Annotated in this window: 17 protein-coding genes; 11 read left to right on the forward strand and 6 right to left on the reverse strand. The window is 67.7% G+C overall.

Features of this window, described 5'->3' with window-relative positions; genetic code table 11:
- The first annotated feature begins 4 nt into the window (after positions 1-4).
- The 8 genes from gyrB (at position 5) to AC3ANK_RS18720 (ending at position 7,895) form a co-directional block, all read left to right on the forward strand.
- Positions 5-2,470, forward strand: a complete 2,466-nt coding sequence (gyrB, locus tag AC3ANK_RS18685; RefSeq protein ID WP_484171722.1) for a DNA topoisomerase (ATP-hydrolyzing) subunit B — start codon at positions 5-7, stop codon at positions 2,468-2,470.
- A gap of 126 nt (positions 2,471-2,596) precedes the next feature.
- On the forward strand, positions 2,597-3,403 hold the full coding sequence (locus AC3ANK_RS18690) for a M48 family metallopeptidase (protein WP_206861935.1): 807 nt from the start codon (positions 2,597-2,599) through the stop codon (positions 3,401-3,403).
- A 125-nt stretch (positions 3,404-3,528) separates the two neighbouring features.
- Entirely contained in the window at positions 3,529-4,740 is a 1,212-nt protein-coding gene (locus AC3ANK_RS18695) for a tetratricopeptide repeat protein (protein ID WP_206861934.1), read from the forward strand.
- Positions 4,741-4,892: 152 nt separating this feature from the next.
- Positions 4,893-5,567: an energy transducer TonB gene (locus AC3ANK_RS18700; protein WP_206861933.1), complete on the forward strand. Its 675-nt coding sequence runs from the start codon at positions 4,893-4,895 to the stop codon at positions 5,565-5,567.
- Positions 5,568-5,640: 73 nt separating this feature from the next.
- Complete coding sequence (locus tag AC3ANK_RS18705; RefSeq protein ID WP_206861932.1) at positions 5,641-6,393, forward strand: MotA/TolQ/ExbB proton channel family protein; 753 nt, start codon at positions 5,641-5,643, stop codon at positions 6,391-6,393.
- Between the two features lie 49 nt (positions 6,394-6,442).
- Entirely contained in the window at positions 6,443-6,859 is a 417-nt protein-coding gene (locus tag AC3ANK_RS18710; protein ID WP_206861931.1) for an ExbD/TolR family protein, read from the forward strand.
- A 14-nt stretch (positions 6,860-6,873) separates the two neighbouring features.
- Positions 6,874-7,290 carry an ExbD/TolR family protein gene (locus AC3ANK_RS18715; RefSeq protein WP_206861930.1) on the forward strand — a complete coding sequence of 139 codons (417 nt, stop codon included), beginning with the start codon at positions 6,874-6,876 and terminating at the stop codon, positions 7,288-7,290.
- A gap of 185 nt (positions 7,291-7,475) precedes the next feature.
- The gene (locus AC3ANK_RS18720; RefSeq protein ID WP_484171723.1) at positions 7,476-7,895 is read left to right on the forward strand and encodes an ExbD/TolR family protein; all 420 of its coding nucleotides are present in this window, start codon (positions 7,476-7,478) and stop codon (positions 7,893-7,895) included.
- 51 nt (positions 7,896-7,946) lie between these two features.
- Here AC3ANK_RS18720 and AC3ANK_RS18725 read toward each other — a convergent pair whose 3' ends face one another.
- From AC3ANK_RS18725 to cls, 4 genes are all read right to left on the reverse strand, one after another.
- Positions 7,947-8,714: a pyridoxine 5'-phosphate synthase gene (locus tag AC3ANK_RS18725; protein ID WP_484171724.1), complete on the reverse strand. Its 768-nt coding sequence runs from the start codon at positions 8,712-8,714 to the stop codon at positions 7,947-7,949.
- Positions 8,715-8,757: 43 nt separating this feature from the next.
- Positions 8,758-9,222: a hypothetical protein gene (locus AC3ANK_RS18730; RefSeq protein WP_484171725.1), complete on the reverse strand. Its 465-nt coding sequence runs from the start codon at positions 9,220-9,222 to the stop codon at positions 8,758-8,760.
- A 118-nt stretch (positions 9,223-9,340) separates the two neighbouring features.
- Positions 9,341-9,604 (reverse strand): hypothetical protein, encoded by a 264-nt coding sequence (locus AC3ANK_RS18735; protein WP_206861926.1) that lies wholly within the window; start codon positions 9,602-9,604, stop codon positions 9,341-9,343.
- Between the two features lie 112 nt (positions 9,605-9,716).
- The gene (cls, locus tag AC3ANK_RS18740; RefSeq protein ID WP_484171726.1) at positions 9,717-11,153 is read right to left on the reverse strand and encodes a cardiolipin synthase; all 1,437 of its coding nucleotides are present in this window, start codon (positions 11,151-11,153) and stop codon (positions 9,717-9,719) included.
- A gap of 84 nt (positions 11,154-11,237) precedes the next feature.
- Here cls and AC3ANK_RS18745 point away from each other — a divergent pair, with 84 nt between their 5' ends.
- Positions 11,238-12,326, forward strand: a complete 1,089-nt coding sequence (locus AC3ANK_RS18745; protein ID WP_484171727.1) for a PA0069 family radical SAM protein — start codon at positions 11,238-11,240, stop codon at positions 12,324-12,326.
- An 8-nt stretch (positions 12,327-12,334) separates the two neighbouring features.
- Here AC3ANK_RS18745 and AC3ANK_RS18750 read toward each other — a convergent pair whose 3' ends face one another.
- Positions 12,335-14,128, reverse strand: a complete 1,794-nt coding sequence (locus AC3ANK_RS18750; RefSeq protein WP_484171728.1) for an SLC13 family permease — start codon at positions 14,126-14,128, stop codon at positions 12,335-12,337.
- Between the two features lie 113 nt (positions 14,129-14,241).
- Between AC3ANK_RS18750 and AC3ANK_RS18755 the strand changes: the two genes are divergently transcribed.
- The gene (locus AC3ANK_RS18755; protein WP_206861922.1) at positions 14,242-15,378 is read left to right on the forward strand and encodes a sensor histidine kinase; all 1,137 of its coding nucleotides are present in this window, start codon (positions 14,242-14,244) and stop codon (positions 15,376-15,378) included.
- The gene (locus AC3ANK_RS18760) at positions 15,378-15,812 is read left to right on the forward strand and encodes a response regulator (RefSeq protein WP_206861921.1); all 435 of its coding nucleotides are present in this window, start codon (positions 15,378-15,380) and stop codon (positions 15,810-15,812) included. The genes AC3ANK_RS18755 and AC3ANK_RS18760 overlap by 1 nt, the downstream gene beginning before the upstream one ends.
- A 180-nt stretch (positions 15,813-15,992) precedes the next feature.
- On the opposite strand, the gene AC3ANK_RS18765 is transcribed toward AC3ANK_RS18760, so the two are convergent.
- Entirely contained in the window at positions 15,993-16,733 is a 741-nt protein-coding gene (locus AC3ANK_RS18765) for a 2OG-Fe(II) oxygenase (protein WP_484172902.1), read from the reverse strand.
- Between the last annotated feature and the right edge of the window lie 23 nt (positions 16,734-16,756).

Consider the following 16,756-nt stretch of genomic DNA (forward strand, 5'->3'; position numbering starts at 1 on the left):
CCGAATGACCCACATCGAGCACGATCCCTCGCAAGATCCGTCCGCCGCTTCGACCCCTGCCGTTCCCCAGACCTACGACTCCAGCAAGATCACCGTGCTGCGTGGTCTGGAAGCCGTGCGCAAGCGTCCGGGCATGTACATCGGCGACGTGCACGACGGCACCGGCCTGCACCACATGGTCTTCGAGGTCGTCGACAACTCGGTCGACGAGGCCCTCGCCGGCCACGCCGACGACATCGTGGTGACGATCCACGAGGACGGCTCGGTCTCCGTGCTGGACAACGGCCGCGGCATGCCGGTCGACATCCACAAGGAGGAAGGCGTCTCCGCGGCCGAGGTGATCCTCACCGTGCTGCACGCGGGCGGCAAGTTCGACGACAACAGCTACAAGGTGTCCGGCGGCCTGCATGGCGTGGGCGTCTCGGTGGTCAACGCGCTGTCCGAGCACCTGTGGCTGGACGTGTGGCGCGACGGCTTCCACCACCACCAGGAATACGCGCTGGGCGAGCCGGTGTTCCCGCTCAAGCAGCTGGAAGCGTCGGAAAAGCGCGGCACGCGCCTGCGCTTCAAGCCCTCGGCGGCGATCTTCACCGACGTCGAGTTCCACTACGACATCCTGGCCCGCCGCCTGCGCGAGCTGTCGTTCCTCAACTCCGGCGTGAAGATCACGCTGGTCGACGAGCGCGGCGAAGGCAAGCGCGACGTCTTCCAGTACGCCGGCGGCATCCGCTCGTTCGTCGAGCACCTGGCGCAGCTGAAGAACCCGCTGCACCCGAACGTCATCGCCGTGTCCGGCGAGCAGAACGGCATCACCGTGGACGTCGCCCTGCAGTGGACCGACGCCTACCAGGAAACGATGTTCTGCTTCACCAACAACATCCCGCAGAAGGACGGCGGTACGCACCTTGCCGGCTTCCGTGCCGCGCTGACGCGCACGCTGTCCAACTACATCGAACAGAACGGCATCGCCAGGCAGGCCAAGATCAGCCTGTCGGGCGACGACATGCGCGAAGGCATGATCGCCGTGCTGTCGGTGAAGGTGCCCGACCCGAGTTTCTCCTCGCAGACCAAGGAAAAGCTGGTCAGCTCCGACGTGAAGCCGGTGGTGGAAAGCACCTTCGGTGCGCGCCTGGAGGAATTCCTGCAGGAGCACCCGCAGGAAGCCCGCGCGATCTGCGAGAAGGTCGTCGATGCCGCGCGAGCGCGCGAAGCCGCGCGCAAGGCGCGCGACCTCACCCGCCGCAAGGGCGCGCTCGACATCGCCGGCCTGCCCGGCAAACTCGCCGACTGCCAGGAAAAGGACCCGGCGCTGTCGGAACTGTTCATCGTCGAGGGTGACTCCGCAGGCGGCTCGGCCAAGCAGGGGCGCAACCGCAAGACGCAGGCGATCCTTCCGCTCAAGGGCAAGATCCTCAACGTCGAGCGCGCGCGTTTCGACCGCATGCTCGGCAGCGCTGAAGTCGGCACGCTGATCACGGCGTTGGGCACCGGCATCGGCAAGGACGAGTACAACCCCGACAAGCTGCGCTACCACCGCATCATCCTGATGACCGACGCGGACGTCGACGGTAGCCACATCCGCACGCTGCTGCTGACGTTCTTCTACCGGCAGATGCCGGAGCTGATCGAGCGCGGCCACGTCTACATCGGCCTGCCGCCGCTGTACAAGATCAAGCAGGGCAAGAACGAGCTGTACCTCAAGGACGACGCGGCGCTCGACGCGTACCTGGCCAACAACGCCGTGGAAGGCGCCTCGCTGGTGCCGGCCGCGAACGAGCCGGCGATCGAAGGCGCGGCGCTCGAGAAACTGCTGCTCGCCTACGCCGGCGCGCGCGAGGCGATCGGTCGCAACGCCCACCGCTACGATCCGAGCGTGATCGAGGCGCTGATCGACTCGATCCCGCTGGACGCCGCCGCGCTGGCCGACCACGCCGCGCTGCGTCGCGAGTTCGATGCGCTCGAGGCGCGCCTCAATCGCGGGGGGCTCGGCAAGCCGCGCTACAAGCTCGAGCTGCACGAAGGCGGTGGGCAGCCCGCGCTGCTGGTCAAGCGCCTGCACATGGGCGAGGAACTCACCCAGGTGCTGCCGCTGTCGATCTTCGAGGCCGGCGAACTGCGCGCCGTGCGCGAAGCCGCCGCGCAGTTGCACGGCCTGATCCGCGAAGGCGCGCAGATCGTGCGCGGCAGCCGCGCGCAGCCGATCACCAGCTTCGCGCAGGCGCAGGCCTGGCTGCTCGACGAAGCCAAGAAGGGCCGCCAGATCCAGCGCTTCAAGGGCCTGGGCGAAATGAACCCCGAGCAGCTGTGGGAAACCACGGTGAATCCGGAAACCCGCCGCCTGCTGCAGGTGCGGATCGAGGACGCCGTCGCGGCGGACCAGATCTTCAGCACCCTGATGGGCGACGTGGTCGAACCGCGCCGCGAGTTCATCGAGGACAACGCGCTCAAGGTCGCCAACCTCGACGTCTGAGGCCATCGCGCGGCCGGACCGGGATGCCCGCCCCGGAGCCGGCCGCCGCGCCCGTTCAGCCATTGACGAAGTGTTAATCCGGCGGGGGCTACAACCGCCAACAGCCACTTCAGGGTGTTCCCAACGATGAAACGCGCATTGCTCGGCCTCGCCGTTGCCAGCCTCGTGGTCGCCTGCGCGACCACGACCTCGCCCACCGGTCGCACCCAGTACGTCGGCGCGGTCTCGCAGGACCAGCTCAACCAGTTGGGGGCGCAGGCGTTCGCCGAAGCCAAGGCGAAGGAAACGCTCAGCACCGACGCGCGCAAGAACGGCTACGTGCGCTGCGTGGTCAACGCCATCACCCGCGAGCTTCCGCCGGGCTGGCAGACGCAGTGGGAAGTCGCGGTGTTCCAGGACGATTCACCGAACGCCTTCGCCCTGCCCGGCGGCAAGATCGGCGTGAACACCGGCATCTTCACCGTCGCCAGGAACCAGGACCAGCTGGCGGCGGTGATCGCGCACGAGATCGGCCACGTGGTCTCGCGCCACCACGACGAACGCATCACCAAGCAGCAGGGCACGTCCACGCTGCTCGGCATCGGCAGCGCCATCCTCGGCAGCGCCTACGGTTCGACCGCCGGCAACGCCGCGGGCCAGATCGGCGGCGCCGCGGCCCAGACCTTCTACCTGCTGCCGAACTCGCGCACCCAGGAAACCGAGGCCGACGTCGTGGGCCAGCAGCTCGCTGCCAAGGCGGGTTTCGATCCGCGCCAGGCGGTGAATCTGTGGGAGAACATGATCGCTGCCGGCAGCAGCCGTCCGCCGCAGTGGCTGTCCACCCACCCCGATCCGCAGTCGCGCATCAATGAACTTGGCGCCCGTGCGGGCAGTCTCATGCCGACCTTCGAACAGGCCCGCGCCGCCGGCCATACGCCGAAGTGCGGTCCGTAAGACTGCAAATCCGGCACACAACCCCGTATCACAGCGCCGCGCGTTTCTGTTAGCGTGACGCCCCCCTGGCCCCGGTGCCATCGTCCCGCTCGTGCCCGCGTGCGGCAGCAGATCTGAGGTGCTCGATGAACAAGTTCTCCCTCCGCAACCGTAGCGTGCTGGCCGCGGCCATTGGCGCGGTCCTCGTATTCGGTGCGGTCAGCCAGGTGAATGCCCAGTCCGCGCAGCAGCGCGCCGAGGAGCGTCGCGCCCGCCAGTCGGAAGGCAAGCAGGCGAGCAAGCCGGCCGAGGAATACCCGGAAGCCACGCGCAAGGCCGAAGCGAAGGCGTCGTCGAAGGGCGGCCAGAAGCTGCAGAAGATGATCGGCCTGTATGACGACGACAAGGGCGCGGAGGCCCGCGCCGCCGCCGACGAGATCATCGCCAACGAAGCCTTCAACGCCTACGACCGCGCATTCGCCGCACAGATGGGCGCGCAGATCGCCTACGACGCCGACGACACCAACGCCGCCAAGAACTACCTGCGCAAGGCGATCGAACTCAACGGCCTGGACAACAACGGCCATTACGGCGCGATGTACATGCTCGCCCAGCTGCAGCTGCAGGACGAGCAGTACGCCGAGTCGCTGAAGACCCTCGACACCTTCTTCGCCGAGACCAAGAGCACCAAGCCGGAGCAGCTGGTGGTCAAGGGCAACGCCCTGTACCGCATGGAGCGTTACCCGGAAGCCGCGACGGTCCTGAAGCAGGCCATCGACAGCAGCCCGAATCCGAAGCCGGAATGGCAGCAGCTGCTGATGGCGACCTACGCCGAATCCGGCAACGCCGGCGAAGCGGCGAAGATGGCCGAGGCCGTCGCCGCCAAGAACCCGAACGACAAGCGCGCCCAGCTCAACCTGGCCGCCGTCTACCAGCAGGGCGACATGCTCGACAAGTCGGCCGCGGTGCTGGAGAAGCTCCGCGCGTCCGGCCAGCTGACCGACGACAAGGAGTACCGCCAGCTCTACGCCACCTACCTGAACATGGAAGGGAAGGAGAAGGAAGCCATCTCGGTCATCAACGAGGGCATCCAGAAGGGCATCCTGAAGCCCGACTACCAGACCTACCTGGCGCAGGCGCAGGCGTACTATTTCTCTGATCAGTTCGGTCCGGCCATCGACGCCTACAAGAAGGCGGCCCCGCTGGCCCCGGATGGCGAGGCGTACCTGAACCTCGCCCGCGTGCTGTGGCAGGAAGACCGCATCCCCGAGGCCAAGGAAGCCGCCCGGCAAGCCGTCGCGAAGGGCGTCAAGAAGCCCGACGACGCGAAGAAGATTCTCGCACTGCCCGGGAAGTAATTCGGCAAAGCGAATACGCCGATTCGCGTGATTACATGGACGCGAATTGGTATATGCTAGGAGGTTCCCGCGACTCGACACTGGGTCACGGGAATCGTATCTGACGGCCCGAGGCGCCCTGGCGTCCGGAATTACCTCCCGAGCTACGGCGCATGACGCAAGACCTCGAAATTCACGCTAGAAACGACGACGACAGCGAAGGCTTGAACTGGGCACGCATTGCCGGTATCACCATCGCGATCGCCTTCCACGTCGCGGCCCTGCTCCTCCTGCTTGCTCCGATGGCGCCTCCGGCCCAGCAGCAAAAGGAAGAGGAGGTCACGTTCGTCAACCTCATCAAGCCGCCGCCGCCGCCCCCGCCGCCGCCGCCGCCGCCGCCGGAACCGCCGAAGGAGCTGAAGCCGCCGCCGAAGCTCACGCCGCCGCAGCCGACGCCGTTGCCGCCGCCGCCGGAAGAGCCGCCGATCGTGGTGGACGACCCGAGCCCGGTGGACGTGCAGGCGCCGCCGCCGAGCCCGCCGTCGCCGCCCGCACCGGCCACGACCATCGGTTCGAGCGTCGACCCGTCCTCGAAGCGTCTGAACCCGCCGCGGTATCCGCCGACTGAAGCCCGTCAAGGCATTGGTGGCACGGTCGTGCTGGTCATCACCATCGACGGCCAGGGCAACGTGCTGGACGTCTCCGTGGAGAAGTCGAGCCGCAACCGCAACCTCGACCGCGCCGCAATGGATGCTGCCCGGAAGTGGAAGTTCAACCCGGAAATGCAGAACGGTGTCGGTGTGCAGAGCCGCGTCCGCGTCCCGGTCGATTTCGTCCCGCCGACCTGATCGGGGTCACGGGATCCGTTAGCAACAAACCCGCAACACACTCCTTTTCCACGACATTTCAAAGGTAAGCGTCATGCTGCAGGAAACCACCACCGCTGCGACTGCTGGAGGCTCCAACGCCCAGGCACTTCAGCAGATGAGCTTCGCGCATCTGTTGCAGAACTTCGACTTCGTCGGCTGGGTCGTCTTCATCACTCTGGCGATCATGTCGATCCTGTCGATCTACTGGATCGTCGTGAACTTCGTGAAGAACCTGCGCCTGCGCGCCAGTTCGGACCGTGTCGTCTCCACGTTCTGGGAAACCCCGAACGCGCAGGACGCGATCCGTTTCATGGAAGAGCAGGGCCGTTTCGAACCCTTCTCGAAGATCGCCCTCGACGCCGCCCAGGCGGCTGCCCACCACCAGCGCCATGAAGGTTCGCGTCTGGTCGAGTCGCTGAACCGTTCCGAGTTCGTCGACCGCGCCCTGCGCCAGGGCGTGACCCGCGAGAGCTCGAAGCTGGAAGCCGGCCTGACCGTGCTCGCCACCGTCGGTTCGACCGCTCCGTTCGTCGGTCTGCTCGGCACCGTGTGGGGCATCTACCACGCCCTTATCCGCATCGGTGCGACCGGCCAGGCTTCGATCGACGCCGTCGCGGGCCCGGTGGGTGAAGCGCTGATCATGACCGCCATCGGTCTGTTCGTCGCGATCCCGGCGGTGCTGGCGTACAACTTCTTCACCCGCCTCAACCGCGTCACCAACAACAAGTTCGATACGTTCGCGCACGATCTGCACGACTTCTTCGCCACCGGCTCGCGCGTCGGCGAAGTGGGCGCGAAGCGCTAAGAACGCGTTGTAACAACGACACCCTCTTGCAGCAGGTTGGAGTTTCGTAATGGCCTTCAGTACTGGCGATAGCGGCGGCCCGATGGCCGAGATCAACGTCACGCCCCTCGTGGACGTGATGCTGGTGTTGCTCATCATCTTCATGATCACCGCGCCCCTGATGTCGCATAAGGTCAAGGTCGATCTTCCCGAAGCCAACCTCGACAAGCTCGATCAGACGGCACCGCCGGTGCCGCCGATCACGCTGGCGGTCGAGGACACGGGCAAGATCTACTGGAACGACGAGCTGATCACGAAGGACCTGCTCGAAAGCCGCCTGTCGATCGAAGCGCAGAAGACGCCGCAGCCGCAGATCAACGTCCGCGGCGATAAGACGACCAAGTACCGCATCGTGTCCGAAGTGGTGCAGATCGCGCAGGCCCAGGGCATGCGCAAGGTCGGCTTCGTGGCGATCAAGGAACACTGACGGAGCACACGAACATGGCATTTGCTTCCAACTCCGGTAGTGGCCCGATGGCCGACATGAACGTCACGCCCCTCGTGGACGTGATGCTCGTGCTGCTGATCATCTTCATGGTGACCGCGCCGACCCTGTCGTATCCGATCGACGTGAACCTGCCCCAGAAGTCGTTGAACCCCCCGCCGCAGACGAAGACGCCGCCGCCGCCGATCAGGCTGCGCATCGACGCCTCCGGCCAGGTGTATTGGAATGATGCGCCGCAGCCCCTTTCGGCGATCCAGAACATGATGGAAGTCGAGGTCAACCGCGACCCGACCAACCAGCCCATGCTCGAGGTCGACACGAGCCCGGACGCCGATTACGGCATCCTGGCCAAGGTGCTGGCGCATGCGAAGAATGCCAATATGGAAAAGATTGGCTTTGTTCAGAACAACTGATTGACGCTTACCTGTCGTGAAAAACGCCGCCTCCGGGCGGCGTTTTCTTTTGTGGCGCCGGCGAGAGCCGATGTAGGCGAGAAGCCGCGGGCGCCCTCCCCTGCGACCTTGCCTGGTCCTACTTGCAGCCGCCGCCCCGCCAGGTTTAGCGTGGAACCGGGCATGGGACCCATGGAGGTTGCACGATGGCTGCTTCCGTCTTCCGCGATTCCCCTTCGTCCTCCCGCGGCGGCCACAGCGAGGTCGCCCAGATCAACATCACTCCGCTGATCGACGTGATGCTGGTCCTGCTGGTGATCTTCATGATGGCCGCGCCGATGGTCACCGGCCGCATCGACACCCGTATTCCGCAACGCCATGACGGGCCCGCGTCGACCGATCCGCCTCGCCAGGTCGATCTGCAGGTGGACGGCCAAGGGCGGTTCCGACTCGATGGCATCGCGCTCGCACGGGCCGATCTGCCTCGGGCGTTGGGCGATCTTGCCCATGACGACCCACGCGCCATCGTGCGGATCAGCGCGAACGCCGACGCCGATTACCAGGACTTCGCCTGGACGCTGGCCGAAGCGCAGCGCAGCGGGATTCGCCAGATCGCCTGGCAGTGAGCCGCGTTCCGACGCCCGCCCCCTGAGGGTGGGCGTCGCTTTGCGATCGGCTCAGCGAGCGGCGTCGAGCACGCGCAGATAGGCGCGGATCGTCGCGTCGAAGCCTTCGTACAGCGCTTCGCCGACCAGCGCGTGACCGATCGACACCTCGAGCACGCCCGGCACGGCACGAAGGAACGCGCCGAGGTTTTCCTGGCTCAGATCGTGCCCGGCGTTGACGCCCAACCCGGCGTCCTGCGCGCGACGCGCGGCCTCGGCGAACTGCGCCGCCATCGCATCGCCCTGCCCCTGCGCGAACGCTTCCGCCCAGGGTCCGGTGTACAACTCGACGCGATCGGCGCCGACGTCCGCCGCATGCGCGATTCCCTCGCGGCCGGCGGACGTATGCGCATCGGCGAACAGGCTCACGCGACAGCCGATGCCCTTCAGCGCTTCGACGTGCGGACGCAGGACCTCGGCATCGCGGACGAAATCGAAACCGTGGTCGGAGGTCAGTTGTGCATCGCTGTCCGGCACCAGCGTCGCCTGCGCGGGACGCACCGCCTCGCACAGCGCGAAGAAGCCCGGATACCCCGCGCGTGGCGGCGCGAAAGGGTTGCCTTCCAGGTTGAACTCCACGCCACGTTCGCGCGTGAGTTCGGCCAGAGCATGGACATCGTCCGCGCGGATATGGCGCGCGTCCGGCCGCGGATGCACGGTGATGCCATGGGCGCCGGCGTCGAGGCACGCGCGCGCGGCGCGCACCACGTCGGGCTCCGCGCCGCCGCGCGAATTGCGCAGCACCGCGATCTTGTTGACGTTGACGCTCAGTACGGTCATCGCGCGACGCCCTGCCCGGACGTCGCCCTGCTCAATGCGCGGTTCACTGGCACGGTTCGGAATTCTGTCTGTAGATGACCGGCTCCCAGTAGGAGCCGTCGCTGATGAAGTTGCGGCGCGCCTGGACCAGTCGCGCGCCCAGAAGATAGGTGGTGTCGGGCCGCACGTCGACCACCAGTTCCTTGTAGGGATGCTGGCGCATGTCGCGCTGCCGGAGCTGGATGTCGTTGAACTGCTCGGGATCGATCAGTTCCGCGACTTCCAGGACGTGGCGGCCCGCCGGCAGCCTGAAGGTCTTCGTGCCCGTGGGGCCGGGCAGCCGGCCGTCGATGTTCATGATCCGCGCGCGATAGAGCTCCTGGCTGCGCGGCGCGACGTCGAAGATGCTGATGCGTCCGCAGCCGGGGGCCGCGTCGGCCGCCGCAGGCGAGCCTGCTTCGGGCGGCGCCGCGATACCGGATCCGGCGATCAGGACGAGGGACAGCAACGGAAGGCCGAGCGCGTTCATGGCGATCTCCCGGAAGCCGCGCGACCGGTGCGCGCGAATGCGATCACGCCGCCAGGGGCGGCTTCTCCGGCATGCCGATCCTAGCGCTTTCCGCGGCGACTGTTCGCGGGGACGAAGCTCAGGCGCCCGGCGTCGTCGGCGGAGTGCCCGCGGCGGCGCGGCGCGCCTCGGCCTGCTCGCGCAGGCGACGCAGTTCGACCGGATCGAGGATCAGCGAGGCGTCCCGCGTCTGGCTGTCCACGCGTGCGGCGAGCAGCTTGAGCACCCACGCGAGCAGGAAGCCCAGCGCCGCCAGCAAGCTCACCATCAGCACCGCCACCGACGTCGTCTTGAACGCCACCGCCAGCGCGACCAGGGCGAGCAGCAGATACAGCCATTGCATGGGAAGCTCCGTGTGCTTGGGCGTTGGCGCCGGCAGTTTAGCGCGCGCGCCGGCGCACCCTCGTCCGGTCGCCGCCCACGCGCGACCGTCCGTCAGCGAAGCGCGGCACCGGTCACAGCAGCGGTGAGACCAGCCGCGCGAGGCCCTCGGGCACGCGCGTGCTCCACAGCGGCTGCGGCCGGTCGGCGCGCACGCGCGGCGCCAGGTTGCACTCGCCCTGGATCAGCTTCGCCAGTTCGCCCGCGAGCTCGCTGTCGCGGAACATCACCGACACTTCGAAGTTGAGCCGGAAGCTGCGGTGATCGAAGTTCGCGCTGCCGACGATCGCCAGATCGTCGTCGCACAGCAGCGCCTTGCTGTGCAGCATGCGCGGGCCGTACTCGTGCACCTTCACGCCGGCCTCGAGCAGCTCGTCGAAATACGACCGCGCCGCCAGCGTGACCAGCCGGCTGTCGCAGACCTTCGGCACGAGCAGGCGCACGTCCAGTCCGCCCAGCGCCGCCGACGTCAGCGCCATGCGCGCCGCCTCGCCGGGCACGAAGTACGGCGTCACCAGCCATACGCGACGCTGCGCGGAATGGATCGCCGCCACGTGCACGCGGTGGATCGCCTCCCACGACGAGTCGGGCCCCGACACCAGCACCTGCGCGGAAATCGTCCCGCGTCGCGGTGCCGGATGGTGCACGCGCAGCGGCGGCTGGCCGGTCGCATACGCCCAGTCCTCGATGAAGACCAGCTGCAGCTCGCGGACGATGTCGCCTTCCAGGCGCAGGTGCAGGTCGCGGTAGGCGTCCTCGCGCAAGCGCTCGTCTTCCTCGTCGGTGATGTTGATGCCGCCGGTGAAGCCGATCTCGCCGTCGATCACGACGATCTTCCGGTGCGTGCGCAGGTTGAGCCACGGCCGCTTCCAGAACCATTGCAGCTTCATCGGGTGGAACCACGCCACCTCCGCGCCGGCCTCGACGAGCGGCTTCAGGAACTTCCGCTTGGTGCGCCCCGAGCCCACCGCATCGAGCAGCAACCGCACCTGCACGCCGGCGCGCGCGCGTTCGACCAGCGCGTCGCGCAGCGCCGTGCCGGTGCGGTCGGGCAGGTAGATGTAGTACTCCAGGTGGACGTGGTCGCGCGCCTTGGCGATGGCCTCCAGCAGCGCGGTGTACTTGGCCGAACCGTCGACCAGCAGGTCCGCGCGCGTGGCGGTGATCGGCGGCAGGCCGGTGGTCGATTGCGCCAGGCGTGCCAGTTCGATCGCGTCCGGCGTCGGCACCAGCCCTTCCGGCGGAGGCGGCAGCGTCGAGCGGGCGCGCACGCGACGCAGGCGATGCCGGCGGATGCGCTGCGGACCGAAGAAGAAATAGATGACGAAGCCGATGTACGGCAGCGCCGCCAGGCTGATCAGCCAGCTCAGCGTCGCGACCGGCTCGCGTTTCTGCAGGACGATCCATAGGCCGAGCCACACCAGGTAGGTCAGCCAGCCGAGCGTCAGGTACAGGGCGATATTGGGGATCGAGGTGAACGCGCTCCACGCGCTGCGCAGGATGTCGGGCATGCGGGGCGGTCTCCTCCTCCGTTCAGGCGCTCGCGCGCTCGCCCGTCTCACGGGCTGCGACGGGCCGCGCGTAGGCTAAGGCGGATGGACGATGCCCGCAAAGCCCAGGCCCCGATCAAAGGTCGCGGCGCCGCCTCCCACGTCGATGGCCGCTATGCGGTGACCGTCGCGCAAGGCGAGGACGACGGCTGGGGCTCGGTCTACGAGGACCTGTCCGAAGCGCCCAGCCCGCAGACCCGCGTCACCGAGGAACGCGCGCGCAGCATCGTCAGCCGCAACGACTCGCCCGATGTCGGTCACAGCGCGTCGGTGAATCCGTATCGCGGCTGCGAGCACGGCTGCGTCTACTGCTTCGCGCGTCCGTCGCATGCGTACCTGGACCTCTCGCCGGGGCTGGATTTCGAAACCCGCCTGTTCGCGAAAACCAACGCCGCCGAGCTGCTGCAGAACGAGCTGGCGCGTCCGTCCTACCAGTGCGTGCCGCTGGCGCTGGGCATCAACACCGATTCCTACCAGCCGATCGAACGCCGCTACCGCGTCACGCGATCGTTGATCGAAGTGCTCAGCGCCTGCTCGCATCCTTTCAGCATCATCACCAAGAACGCGGGCGTGGTGCGCGACATCGACCTCATCGCGCCGATGGCGAAGCGCGGCCTGGCGAGCATCGCGTTCTCCGTCACCTCGCTCGACAACCGCCTGTCCGCGCGCATGGAGCCGCGCGCGTCCGCGCCGCATGCGCGGTTGAAGGCGATCCGCACGCTGGTCGATGCCGGCGTGCCGGTGGGGATCATGGTCGCGCCGGTGATTCCGATGATCAACGACCGCGAGATCGAGCACATCCTCGAAGCCTGTCGCGACCACGGCGCCACTTCCGCCGGTTACGTGCTGCTGCGGCTGCCGCACGAACTCAAGCAGGTCTGGCGCGAATGGCTGCAGCTGCACTACCCCGATCGCGCCGAGCACGTGATGAGCCTCATCCAGCAGATGCGCGGCGGCAAGGATTACGACAGCACCTTCGGTACGCGCATGCGCGGCGAAGGGCCGTTCGCGCAGCTCATCGCCCAGCGCTTCCGCAAGGCGCACGCGCGGCTGGGCTTCGGCTCTATGCCGAACCTCGACACGAGCCAGTTCGTCCCGCCGCGCAAGCCGTCGCCGCAGGGCGAGCTTTTCTGACCTGACGTTCATCCCGGAAGCAGCGGCCCGCCGAGCCACAGCCAGCGCGCCATCCACGCGCTGACCAGCGCGATCATCGCCGTCAGCGGCAACCCGATGCGCAGGAAATCCGCGAAGCGGTACTGCCCGGGCCCCAGGATCAGCAGGTTGCCGTGGTGCCCGATCGGGGTGAGGAACGACGCCACCGCGCCCAGCGCCGTGCACACCACGAAGGGCGTCGGCGCCAGCCCGAGCGACTGCGCCAGTTCCACCGCGATCGGGCCGAGCAGCACCGTCGTCGCCGCGTCGGAGAGGATCTGCGTCAGCACCGCCGCGACGCCGAACATCACCAGCAGCACCGCCAATGGCGGCCATCCCGACATGACCTGCAACAGCCCCGACGCGAGCCACTGCGCCGTGCCGGTCTGTTCCATCGCGATGCCGAGCGGGATCACGCCGGCGATCATCACGAAGATCCGCACGTCGACTTCGCGGTAGGCCTGGTCGACGTCGACGCAGCGCGCCGCGACCATCGCCACCGCGCCGAGCAGGAACGCCAGTGGCGCCGGCAGCCATTCGGTCGCGGCGGCGAGCACGGTCGCGGCGAGGATCGCCAGCGCCAACGGCGCGCGCACGCGGCGCCGCGCCTCGCCGGCGAACGGCACCAGCATCAGGAAGCCGTGGTGCGTCGCCAGTTCGGCGAAGCGCGACGGCCGGCCCCACAGCACCAGCAGATCGCCCTCGCGCAACCGCGTTTCGGTCAGGCGTGGCGATTCGTCCTCGCCACGCCGCCACAGACCGATGATCACCACGTGGAACCGCTTGGCGAAGTCCAGCTCGCGCAGCGTGCGGCCGATGAACTCCGACGCCGGCGCGATCACCGCCTGCACCAGCTGCGCCTCGCCCTCGCCGGTGGCGAGCGCGCCGTAACGCTTGATCGCCTGCAGCGCCAGCCCCGAGTCGGCGTGCAGCGACGCGAGCGCGTCGGCCGAGGCTTCAACGCGCAGGATGTCGCCGTTGATCAGCGGACTGGAAGGCGTCAGGTCGTCGCGCACCTGGCCGTCGCGCATCCAGCTCACCAGCCGGAAGCGATCGCCCAGCGATTTCTGCAGCTCCGACAATGGACGCGTGTTCCAGCGCGGTCCTTCGCCGACGACGAGTTCCGTGCGGTAGCGATCGAGCCGGAAATAGCCCGCATCGCCCAGCGCGCCGAAGCGCTTGGGCAGCAGCCATCGCGCCAGCAGCATGTAGGCGACACCGACCATGACCAGCGCCAGTCCGATCGGGGTGATCGAGAAAATGCCCAATCCCTCGCTGCCGGTGCGTTCGATCAGGTTGTCCGCCAGCAGGAAGGCCGGGGCGCTGACCAGCGTCAGCGTGGTGCCCAGCGACGCCGCGAACGACATCGGCATCAGCAGGCGCGAGGCCGACATCCCGCGCGCGCGTGCGAAACGCGTGACGATCGGCAGCATCATCGCGGTGACCATCACGTGGTGGGTGAACGACGACAGCGCCGCCACGGCGAGCATCACCACCGCGATCGCCCGGCTTTCCGTGCGTCCGGCCGCGCGTTCCACGGCCTGGCCGATGCGTTCGGTGATGCCCGTAGCGGCCAGTCCGCCGGAGATGATGAACACCGCCGCGACGATGATCGCCGGTTCGCTCGCGAAGCCCGACAGCGCCTCGCGCGCATCGAGCACGCCGGCGAGCACCATGGCCAGCAACGTGAGCATCGCCGTCACGTCCACGCGCAGACGCTCGCTGATGAACAGATACAGCGAGCCCGCGAGGATGACCAGGAAGAGGATCTGTTGGATCTCCATGTCCCGATTGTGCGACAAGCCGCGGCGATCGCGCGCGACAGCCTGCACCGCACCGTCACGACCGGCCCCGCTACACTACCGCCGCGACAGGACTAGCTTGAGCCACTCCATCGATGAGCGATATCCCCGGTCAGGCCACGGGAATCGACCGCTTCCGTCTCGCGATGGACGCCTCCGGCGTCGGCATGGCGGTGGTCGACCTGCAGGGTCGATGGCTAGAAGTAAACCCCGCCTTCGAACGCATGTTCGGATACAGCGCGCATGACATCGTCGGTACGCCGGCCGCGGCGCTGACGCATCCGGACGACCTCGTCATGAGCCAGTCGTTCCTGCGCGGGCTGGTCGACGGCAGCATTCCCTCACTCGACGCGAGCAAGCGCTACCTGCACCGTGACGGCCACGCGGTGTGGGCGCACGTCAACGTCTCGGTGGTGCGCGATGCCGAAGGCGCGCCGCTCTACCTGCTGGTGCAGCTGCGCGACGTCACCGCGCAGCATGCCGCCGAACTCGCGCTGCGCGCCCACGCCGAAGCCGAGCATGCCGCGCGCGACACCGCCAGCAACCAGCTGCAGCTGTTCGCCGATGCGGTCGCGCACGATCTGCGCGCGCCGTTGCGGTCGATCGAGAGTTTCTCCGCCCTGCTCGCCGACCGCGCGAGCACGCGGCTGGACGAAACCGATCGCGACTATCTCGCGCGCATCCGCGCCGCCGCCGCGCGCATGAGCGGCTTGCTGAGCGCGCTCAACGACCTGGCCTACGTCACGCGCGCCGACCTCAAGCCCGCCGACGTCGACCTGAGCCTGCTGGCCGACTGGGTCGGCGCCGAGCTGCAGGACGCCGAGCCGCAGCGCCGCGCCGACATCCGCGTGCAACCCAGCCTGCACGCCTGGGGCGACGAACGCCTGCTCAAGCTGCTGCTCAGCCAGTTGATGGGCAATGCGTGGAAGTTCTCGCGCGAGCGCGAGCCGATCCGCATCCAGGTCAGCGGACGTCGCGAGGGCAAGCGCCTGCAACTCGAAATCCGTGACGAGGGCATCGGATTCGACATGCGCTATGCGCACAAGCTGTTCGAGCCATTCCAGCGATTGCACGGGCCGGACCAGGGGGGAGGTCACGGCCTGGGCCTGGCGATCGTGCGGCGAATCGCCGAACGACACCACGGCAGCGTCCGCGCCGATTCCAGTCCCGAATCCGGCGCCACGTTCACCCTCGAATTGCCGGCCGAATCGGCGGCGGAGGAGAGCGCCTGATGCACAAGGAAATCCTGCTGGTCGAGGACAACCCGGACGATGTCGAGCTCACCCGCATCGCCTTCGACGAGGCCAAGATCGCCAATCGCCTGGTCGTGGTGAACGACGGTGCGGAAGCGCTCGACTACCTCTTCGCGCGCGGCAAGTACGCCGACCGCGATCCGGACGACCTTCCCTCCATCATGCTGCTGGACCTGAACCTGCCCAAGGTCGACGGCCGCGAGGTCCTCCAGGCCGTGCGCGCGAACGAGGCCACGCGCACGCTGCCGGTGGTGGTGCTGACCACGAGCGCGGAGCCGTTCGACGTGGAAGCCAGCTACGCGCTGGGCGTGAACAGCTACATCCAGAAGCCGGTGGATTTCGAGCAGTTCGTGTGGGCGGTGAAGCAGGTGGGGCTGTACTGGCTGGTGTTGAACCATCCGCGGCATGTGTGAGGGCTGCGCCGTTGGGCCTGTAACGCGCGGGAAAAAAGGCAACAGCAACAGCAGGATGGATTCCAGCTTCTCTGGAATGGCGGCATGTGTCCGGAATGACGGCGCTGCTTCTGTCGCCCGGGTAAGCGAAGCGCACCCGGGAAGGAGAGCCGACCGCGCCCCCGCTGCGTGCCGCCCGACCTATGAAACCTGGGAAGCCCCGAACAACCGCTCCGCGCGCTGGAACAACACCCAGCTCGTCGCGATGAACTTGTCGCCGCCACCCGGCCGGTTGCCGCGGTGCGTATGCGTGAACGCCGCCGGCGCGATCAACAGGCTGCCCGCGCGCGGCGCGATCCTGCGCCGCTGATAGAGGAACTCCGTCTCGCCCGCCTCGAATCCATCGTTGAGATAGATCGTCCACAGCAGATGCCGATGCAGCGTCTCGCCATGCGGATCGCGCGGGTACAGTTCGCAATGCCAGTACGGATACCCGCCGCGATCGGCCGTATAGCGCTGCAGGTTGATCGCCCCCGGGCGCAGCACGGTCTGCACCACGGGCGTCAGCGTCGCGTCGTCCATCGCCATCAGGCGCTCCGCGGTGAGGCGATGCCGCGCGCCGTTCTCGCCCGGCACTTCCAGCATCAACGGCGCGATCAACGCATGCGGATACCGCCGCAAGTACGCGATCAGCCCCTTGAACACCGCCGCGTTCAGCAGCGCTTCCGCATCGCGCCACGCATCGCGGCCGGTGATGGTGAGGTCGCGGCTGTCCTTCAGGTCGGGCAGCACGCCGCCGCCGATGCGACCGGGCACGGTGTCCGCGCTGGCGATGAACCGCTCGACCAGCCGCGCGCACGTGTCGCGATCGAGCGCGTCGTCGAAGACTTCGATGAAGTCGGCCGATCCTGTGTCGGCCGCATCGCGATCCTGGCTGTGCATGGCGCGCAAGGGAGGCGGGAATG

This window comes from Lysobacter sp. SCRH-1R (assembly GCF_057747855.1).

Coding starts and splice junctions, on each gene's coding strand:
- gyrB (WP_484171722.1), top strand. CDS start 5: ATGACCCACATCGAGCACGATCCCTCGCAAGATCCGTCCGCCGCTTCG.
- AC3ANK_RS18690 (WP_206861935.1), top strand. CDS start 2,597: ATGAAACGCGCATTGCTCGGCCTCGCCGTTGCCAGCCTCGTGGTCGCC.
- AC3ANK_RS18695 (WP_206861934.1), top strand. CDS start 3,529: ATGAACAAGTTCTCCCTCCGCAACCGTAGCGTGCTGGCCGCGGCCATT.
- AC3ANK_RS18700 (WP_206861933.1), top strand. CDS start 4,893: ATGACGCAAGACCTCGAAATTCACGCTAGAAACGACGACGACAGCGAA.
- AC3ANK_RS18705 (WP_206861932.1), top strand. CDS start 5,641: ATGCTGCAGGAAACCACCACCGCTGCGACTGCTGGAGGCTCCAACGCC.
- AC3ANK_RS18710 (WP_206861931.1), top strand. CDS start 6,443: ATGGCCTTCAGTACTGGCGATAGCGGCGGCCCGATGGCCGAGATCAAC.
- AC3ANK_RS18715 (WP_206861930.1), top strand. CDS start 6,874: ATGGCATTTGCTTCCAACTCCGGTAGTGGCCCGATGGCCGACATGAAC.
- AC3ANK_RS18720 (WP_484171723.1), top strand. CDS start 7,476: ATGGCTGCTTCCGTCTTCCGCGATTCCCCTTCGTCCTCCCGCGGCGGC.
- AC3ANK_RS18725 (WP_484171724.1), bottom strand. CDS start 8,714: ATGACCGTACTGAGCGTCAACGTCAACAAGATCGCGGTGCTGCGCAAT.
- AC3ANK_RS18730 (WP_484171725.1), bottom strand. CDS start 9,222: ATGAACGCGCTCGGCCTTCCGTTGCTGTCCCTCGTCCTGATCGCCGGA.
- AC3ANK_RS18735 (WP_206861926.1), bottom strand. CDS start 9,604: ATGCAATGGCTGTATCTGCTGCTCGCCCTGGTCGCGCTGGCGGTGGCG.
- cls (WP_484171726.1), bottom strand. CDS start 11,153: ATGCCCGACATCCTGCGCAGCGCGTGGAGCGCGTTCACCTCGATCCCC.
- AC3ANK_RS18745 (WP_484171727.1), top strand. CDS start 11,238: ATGGACGATGCCCGCAAAGCCCAGGCCCCGATCAAAGGTCGCGGCGCC.
- AC3ANK_RS18750 (WP_484171728.1), bottom strand. CDS start 14,128: ATGGAGATCCAACAGATCCTCTTCCTGGTCATCCTCGCGGGCTCGCTG.
- AC3ANK_RS18755 (WP_206861922.1), top strand. CDS start 14,242: ATGAGCGATATCCCCGGTCAGGCCACGGGAATCGACCGCTTCCGTCTC.
- AC3ANK_RS18760 (WP_206861921.1), top strand. CDS start 15,378: ATGCACAAGGAAATCCTGCTGGTCGAGGACAACCCGGACGATGTCGAG.
- AC3ANK_RS18765 (WP_484172902.1), bottom strand. CDS start 16,733: ATGCACAGCCAGGATCGCGATGCGGCCGACACAGGATCGGCCGACTTC.